This window comes from Terriglobia bacterium, assembly GCA_020073205.1.
GTDB lineage: Bacteria > Acidobacteriota > Polarisedimenticolia > Polarisedimenticolales > JAIQFR01 > JAIQFR01.
In genome coordinates this window covers 1-6,519 of the sequence record JAIQFR010000163.1, presented here as the reverse complement: position 1 = coordinate 6,519, position 6,519 = coordinate 1, and the positions used below count along the sequence as shown (strand labels likewise).

Sequence of the window (6,519 nt, the reverse complement as noted above, 5' to 3'; positions counted from 1 at the left end):
GATCCCCAGCGGGAACTGCTGAAGCAAAGGCAGCCTGTTTTATAAACTCACAATCTATGGCGCAGTAATAGGGGTTGCTGTTCAGCGACTCATCGATGGTGGAAGAAAAATTACTGCAAATTCCGTCGCCGCAGAATGCTCCTTTGTTTTTCGGCGCGGCCGGCGGAATAATCGGATTACCCACCGCCATGGTCGTGCGGCCGCCGCTCGCCGAGGAACGCCTCCGCTCCGCCGACGATTCGCTCCCCGACCTCCGTCGCCGGACGCCCCCTCAGCCCGGAGGCCAGCCCTTCGATCCGCGCCTCCCCGAACTCCTCGTCCCTCGCGTTTCGCGCCTCGGTCAGGCCGTCGGAGAACGCGACGACGAGGTCGCCCGGCTCGAGATCGAGCACCTCTTCTCGATATGTCGTGTTCCCGAACATCCCGAGCGGCGGGGCGGAGGCGCCGATCCGCTGCGTCCCGCCGCGGCGGAACAGGAGGGCCGGGTTGTGCCCCGCGTTCAACACCCTGAGCCGTCCGGACTCGGGAATGATCTCCGCGTAGAACAGCGTCGCGAACCGGTTCTCGATGCCGTCCCGGTGGAGGATCGCGTTGAGCCTCGCCCCGAGATCGGCGAGCGAGCGGCACTCGGGAAGCACGGCGCGAAGCGACGCCTGGAGCTTCGCTGAGAGGAGCGCCGCGCCGAGCCCCTTCCCCGCGACGTCTCCCAGGACGATGCCGAGCGAGCCTCCCGCGAGGGCCACGTGGTCCACGAGGTCCCCTCCCACGTCGTTGGCGGGCCTCGTCGAGCACCACAGCGACCAACCCGCGAGCCGGGGCTGCTCGCGCGGGAGCAGCGCGAGCTGCACCTGTCTCGCCACCTCGATCTCGTCCCTCGCGAGGAGCTTGTCCTTGAGCTCGAGCAGGAGGACCAGCAGCACGAGCGCGTAGGCGAGAGGCATCAGCGTGAATCTCACGCGGACCTCGCCGACCGAGAAGTCGACGGCGCCGTTGATCGTCAGGAAGAGGGAGACGAGGAGCAGGATCCGCCGCACGGGCGAGAGACGCAGGATCAGCGCTCGCAGCAGGTGCCACGCGATCCGGAGCCAGCGCCGCAGCGACCGCATGCGGGCCAGCCGCTCGCGCTCGTCCTCGTCGAAGTAGAACCGGTAGAGCTCCCGGAAATCCTCGCGAAGCCCGCGCCGGATCCCGCCCGATCGGAAGTCGTCGATCACGACCCGCGGGAGGCTTCCCCCGGAGCGGCCCACCGCCTCGCCCCCCGTCGCACGCCGGCCCATCGCCTTCCCTTCGACCCGGTCAGGCCGTCCCCCCCGAGAGCCGGATCCGGATCGGGAGGATGATGGTCTGGAGCCCGCCGAACTGCAACCGCCGCTGGATCGAGTTCGCCGTGTCGTTGTGCAGGAACCGGTAGCTGAAGCGGTCCTGCGCGAAGACGAGCTTGCCGAGGAAGAAGACCGCCCGCGGGTACCGCGCCTTCACCTCCTGGCAGAGCACCTCGGAGTCGTGGACGACGTCGGTTCCGATGCGGTACATCGAGTCCGCACGGAAACCGAGGCTCCGGGCCAGGCCGACGTAACGGTCGAGGTTCCCAAGGGTGCTGTCCACCAGGGCGTCCACCTCGTTCTTGCCCTTGAACGCCCCGGAGTCCACCCGGCCCACCGAGAGGAAGACGATGCCTTTGAAGTAGCCGGGGAAGAGCTGCTGCAGCGCCAGGAGGGTGTGGATCCCGAGACCGCCGTACCCCGAGACCAGGAGCGCCGCCACCGGCTCGTCCGGCTCGGGCTTCCGCTCCGGCGCCTGCTCGGCCTCGGGGGGGATCTCCATCAGGACCTGGTCGAGCTTCGCGATCTCCCGTCGGACCGCGGAGTAGTGCCGCTGGACCAGGAAGCACGCCCCGATGAACGACGAGGTGATGGCGAAGGTCAGCCATCCGCCCTCCTTGAACTTCTCGAGCGTCACGACCACGAGCACCGTCACGCACAGCAGGAAGCCGACGGCGTGCGCGGAGAAGTACCGCCACCAGCGCGGGTTCGCGCGGCGATGCTGGATCCAGAGGCGGAGCATCCCGAGCTGCGTGAGGCTGAACGTCAGGAACACGTTGATGGAGTACAGCACCACCAGGAACGAGACGCTCCCCCGCGTGTACAGCATGAGGACCGCGGCGGCCGCCGCCATCAGGATCACGCCGTTCTGCGTGACGAGACGCTCCGAGAGGTTCGCGAAGCGGTGCGGCACCCACGAATCGAGGGCCATGTTGGAGAGGACCCTCGGACCGTCGATGAAGCCGGTCTGGGCGGCCACGAACAGCAGCGCCCCTTCCGAGACGAGGGTGAGGATCACGAGCCACGCGCCCACTTGCCAGTCGCCCACCCTCCACGATCCCATGACCCGTTCGAGGAGAACCGCGTTCATGGTCTTCCCCGATTCGGGAGCCGCGTGCCACAGCAGGTAGCACACCAGGATGCCCCCGGCGGTGAAGGCCAGGGAGAGCGCCATGTAGAGCATGGTCCGCCGAGCCGTGGCCACCCGCGGCTCCCGCAGGATCTGCATGCCGTTCGACACCGCCTCGATCCCGGTGTAGGTGCCCGCCCCCATCGAATAGGCACGGAAGAGGAGGAGAACGACCGCCCAGAGGCCGAGCCGCTCGACCGAACGGGCCGTTTCCGCCTGAACGTCGGAGACGACCTCCGGAAGGCCTCCCGCGTGCGCCAGGATGCCGTAGAGGACCAGGACGGCGTGCGTCGCGACGAAGATCAGAAAGATGGGGAGCAGGACCTTGATCGACTCCTTGACCCCTCGCAGGTTCATCAGGAGCAGGACGAGGAGCATGGCGAGATCGAGCGGAACCCTCGCCGCCTGCCACGACGACGGGAGGAAGCTCAGCACGGCCTCCACCCCGGAGGCGACCGAGATGGCGATGGTCAGGACGTAGTCCACGACCAGGGCGGAGCCCGAGACCACCCCGGGCACCGGGCCGAGCAGCTTGGTGGCGACCACGTACCCGCCTCCGCCGCTCGGGAAGTGCTCGACCACCAGGCTGTAACAGTACGAGATGATCGCGACGGTCGCGGCGGTCATCAGCGCGAGGTAGAGCGCGAGATCCTCGTGTCCGTGGAGCGCCCGAAACGCCTCGTCGGGCCCGTACGACGACGACGAGAGCCCGTCGGCGCCCAGACCGACCCAGGCCAGGAACGCCATCAGGGAGATCTTGTGGAAGACGGTGGGGTCCCGCGGGTCCCTCGGACTCCCGACGACGGCGCGCCTCAGGCCGTGGAAGAACCCCTCGTGGCGGATCTCCTCGGTTCCCGGCTCGCGTCCGGAGGTCCCCTCGGATCCCGATCCCAAGTTCGCTCCTGCCGCCGGCGCGGCCGCCGCGCTCCCGCCGCGTCCGGCTTCAGCCGCGCGCCTGCCGCCGCTGCCGCACGAACTCGATCACCGCGGGCACGATGGAGATCACGATGATCGCCATGATGACCAGCGTGAAGTTGCGGCGGACGACAGGGATGTTCCCGAAGAAGTACCCTCCGAGCACGAAGAGGAGGATCCAGGCGATTCCGCCGACCACGTTGTAGAGCAGGAAGCGCCCGTACGACATCGCTCCGATTCCGGCGACGAACGGGGCGAACGTGCGGATGATCGGGACGAACCGGGCGAGGATGATGGTCTTGCCGCCGTACTTCTCGTAGAACGCGTGCGTCCGCTCCAGATGCTTGGGGTTCAGGAACCGCACGTCCGTGCGGTGGAAGACGCGGGGCCCCGCGAAATGGCCGATCCAGTAGTTGACCGTGTCCCCAGCGATCGCGGCCAGCGACAGCACGGCGAGCGCGGCCATAAGGTCGAGGGACCCGCGCGCCGAGAAGGCCCCCACCGCGAACAGGAGCGAGTCGCCCGGCAGGATGGGAGTCACCACGAGACCGGTCTCGCAGAAGACGATCGCGAAGAGGATGAGGTGCGTCCAGGCGCCGTAGGACCGGACGATCTGGTCCAGGTGGACGTCGATGTGCAGGACGAAGTCGACGAGCCGCGCGAGGAAATCCAAGACCGTCCCCCCTGACCCCGACCCTTCTAGCCGGAGAGCCGAGCCGCCTCCTTCATCAGACGGGCGCCGATGACGTTGCGCTGGATCTGGTTGGTCCCCTCGTAAATCTGGGTGATCTTGGCGTCCCGCATCATCTTCTCGACCGGGTATTCGGTCATGTACCCGTACCCGCCGAAGATCTGGACCGCGTCGGTGGTCACCTTCATGGCGACGTCGGACGCGAACACCTTCGCCATCGCCGAGAGATGGGCGATGTCCTTTCCCTCGCCCTGGTCGATCAGGTCCGCGACCTGGTAGACGAGCGCGCGCGCGGCCTCGATCTGCGTCGCCATGTCGGCGAGCATCCACTGGATTCCCTGGAAGGACAGCACGCTCTTGCCGAACTGCTGGCGCTGGTGGATGTACCGGAGCGCCTCTTGCATGGCCCCCTCCGCGATCCCGAGGGCCTGCGCGGCCACGCCGGGGCGCGAGGTGTCGAACGTCTTCATCGCGACGATGAACCCCATCCCCTCCTTCGCGAGGAGGTTCTCCGCCGGGACCCGCGCGCCGTCGAAGATCAGCTCCCTCGTGGCGCTGGCGTGGATCCCCATCTTGCTTTCCTTCTTGCCGAAGTCGAAGCCGGGAGTTCCCTTCTCCACCACGAACGCCGACGCCCCGCGAGCGCCCTTGTCCGGGTTCGTGAGCGCCACCACGGTGTAGATGTCCGCCTCGCCGCCGTTCGTGATGAAGATCTTGGTGCCGTTCAGGACGTAATGGTCCCCCTCGCGACGCGCCGTGGTCTTGATCGCTCCCGCGTCCGATCCGGCCCCCGGCTCCGTGAGACCGAAGGCGGCGAGCTTCCGCCCCGCGGCGATCTCCGGAAGGTAGCGCCGCTTCTGGTCCTCCGATCCGAAGAGCAGGATCGGAAACGCGCCGAGGCCGGTTCCCGCGAACGCCAGCGCGATGCCGGCGCAGACCTTCGAGATCTCCTCGGTCACGATGCACATGTTGACGATCCCGTGCCCGCTTTCGACGAGGCCGTCGTACTCGGCGGGGATGAACACCCGGAACAGGTCGACCTTGGCCATCTCCCGCACCACGTCCCAGGGGAATACGCACCCCTCGTCGTAGGCCTGGCGCACGGGCCGGACCTTGTCCTCCGCGATCGTCCGGGCGAGAGCTTGGATCGATCGCTGCTCCTCGCTGAAGTGGTGCATCGAGTCCGCTCCCCTCTCCTGCCCTCGAGGGCCCGCGCGTCGCCCCACCGCCGGCCCCGGGCGCCGGCGCCGCCGATGCGAGCGGATGTTGTACCAGATGGGGGCCGGGACGAAAAGCCCCGGGCGCGGCGGGGCTGGATCGTGAGCCGCCCAGCGGCTATGGTGGGCGCCTCCGGAGGCGTTCGCGCCGCCGGCGGAACCGATCATGACGCTCCTCGAGGTGATCCTGCTCGCGCTCGCGCTCAGCGCCGACGCGTTCTCGGTGGCGCTCGTGGTCGGCCTCCGGTTCTCCGCGCCGAGGCAGCTCTTCCGCCTGTCGTGGCACTTCGGCCTGTTCCAGGCGCTGATGCCGGTCGTGGGCGCGGCGGGCGGCGTCGCGCTCAGGGAGCTGCTCCACGGAACGGATCGCTACGTGGCGTTCGGCGTCCTCGCGGCGCTCGGCGCGAGGATGTTCTGGGAGAGCCTCCGGCACGCGGGGCCCTTCCGCGCGACCCCGGACCCGACCCGGGGCCTGAGCCTCGTCGGCCTTTCGCTGGCCACGAGCCTCGACGCCCTGGGGGTGGGCGTCGGTCTCGCCCTGGCACGCGCGAACCTGCCGCGCGCCTGCGCGATCATCGGAATCACCGCCGGCCTCGCGACGCTCGTGGGGATGCTCCTCGGCGCGAAGGTGGGGCACGCGGCGGGCCGCCTCGCCGGCGCGCTCGGGGGCCTCGTGATCGCGGGCCTCGGCATCAAGATGCTCTTCCCGTGACGAAGGGGCCACGAGGCTCGCCCGCGACGGTCGCCTGCGTGTACAATCTCCCCCTCACACACGAACGGGGTGCGCCATGAAGACGATCGTGAACAAGTCCCACAAGCCGCTCAAGATCCAGCTTCACGGCGGGAAGGTGCTGCACCTCGGCCCGGCCCGGACCGGACAGATCGCCGACGAGGCGGCGGGCGAGCCCGCGGTTCGGCGCCTGGTCGAGTCCGGCGACGTCGAGATCGTGGGCGAGGGGGCGCACTCCGGCCCCGCGGGGCAGGAGCAGGCCCCGACCGCCCACGAGGCCACGCACGGCCACACCCCGACCACGGTGGTGCTTCCGAAGGGAAACCGCTGATCCCGAGGCCGTCACCCAAAGGCCCAGACGCCAAAGGAAAAGAAAGAAACCCCTGTTCCTTCACCAACGGGAAAGGCGGGGTTACCATACTTTGGTTATGATGTCTTCGCGACAACGCCCGCCGCATTCGAGCCGACCGCTGTCGGTCCGGTTGACCCCGAGTATATCGTCGGCCCCGGGGATG

At 68.4% G+C, this 6,519-nt stretch carries 7 protein-coding genes; 2 read left to right on the top strand and 5 right to left on the bottom strand.

Annotated elements, in window-relative coordinates; all coding sequences use genetic code 11:
* The 5 genes from LAO51_19565 to LAO51_19545 all read right to left on the bottom strand — a co-directional run.
* On the bottom strand, positions 1–184 hold a 184-nt coding region (locus LAO51_19565), incomplete at its 3' end, for a hypothetical protein (protein ID MBZ5640942.1).
* Entirely contained in the window at positions 177–1,277 is a 1,101-nt protein-coding gene (locus LAO51_19560; GenBank protein ID MBZ5640941.1) for a serine/threonine-protein phosphatase, read from the bottom strand. The genes LAO51_19560 and LAO51_19565, both read right to left, overlap by 8 nt.
* Before the next feature lie 19 nt (positions 1,278–1,296).
* Positions 1,297–3,198, bottom strand: coding sequence for an APC family permease (locus LAO51_19555; protein MBZ5640940.1), 1,902 nt, complete (start codon positions 3,196–3,198; stop codon positions 1,297–1,299).
* Positions 3,199–3,394: 196 nt separating this feature from the next.
* A complete protein-coding gene (locus LAO51_19550; protein MBZ5640939.1) occupies positions 3,395–4,039 on the bottom strand; it encodes a DedA family protein in 645 nt (214 codons plus the stop codon).
* A 26-nt stretch (positions 4,040–4,065) separates the two neighbouring features.
* The gene (locus LAO51_19545) at positions 4,066–5,235 is read right to left on the bottom strand and encodes an acyl-CoA dehydrogenase family protein (protein ID MBZ5640938.1); all 1,170 of its coding nucleotides are present in this window, start codon (positions 5,233–5,235) and stop codon (positions 4,066–4,068) included.
* 205 nt (positions 5,236–5,440) lie between these two features.
* Between LAO51_19545 and LAO51_19540 the strand changes: the two genes are divergently transcribed.
* Together LAO51_19540 and LAO51_19535 are read left to right on the top strand one after the other, a co-directional pair.
* Entirely contained in the window at positions 5,441–5,986 is a 546-nt protein-coding gene (locus tag LAO51_19540) for a manganese efflux pump MntP family protein (protein ID MBZ5640937.1), read from the top strand.
* Between the two features lie 76 nt (positions 5,987–6,062).
* Positions 6,063–6,335 (top strand): hypothetical protein, encoded by a 273-nt coding sequence (locus LAO51_19535; GenBank protein ID MBZ5640936.1) that lies wholly within the window; start codon positions 6,063–6,065, stop codon positions 6,333–6,335.
* The last annotated feature ends 184 nt before the right edge of the window (positions 6,336–6,519 follow it).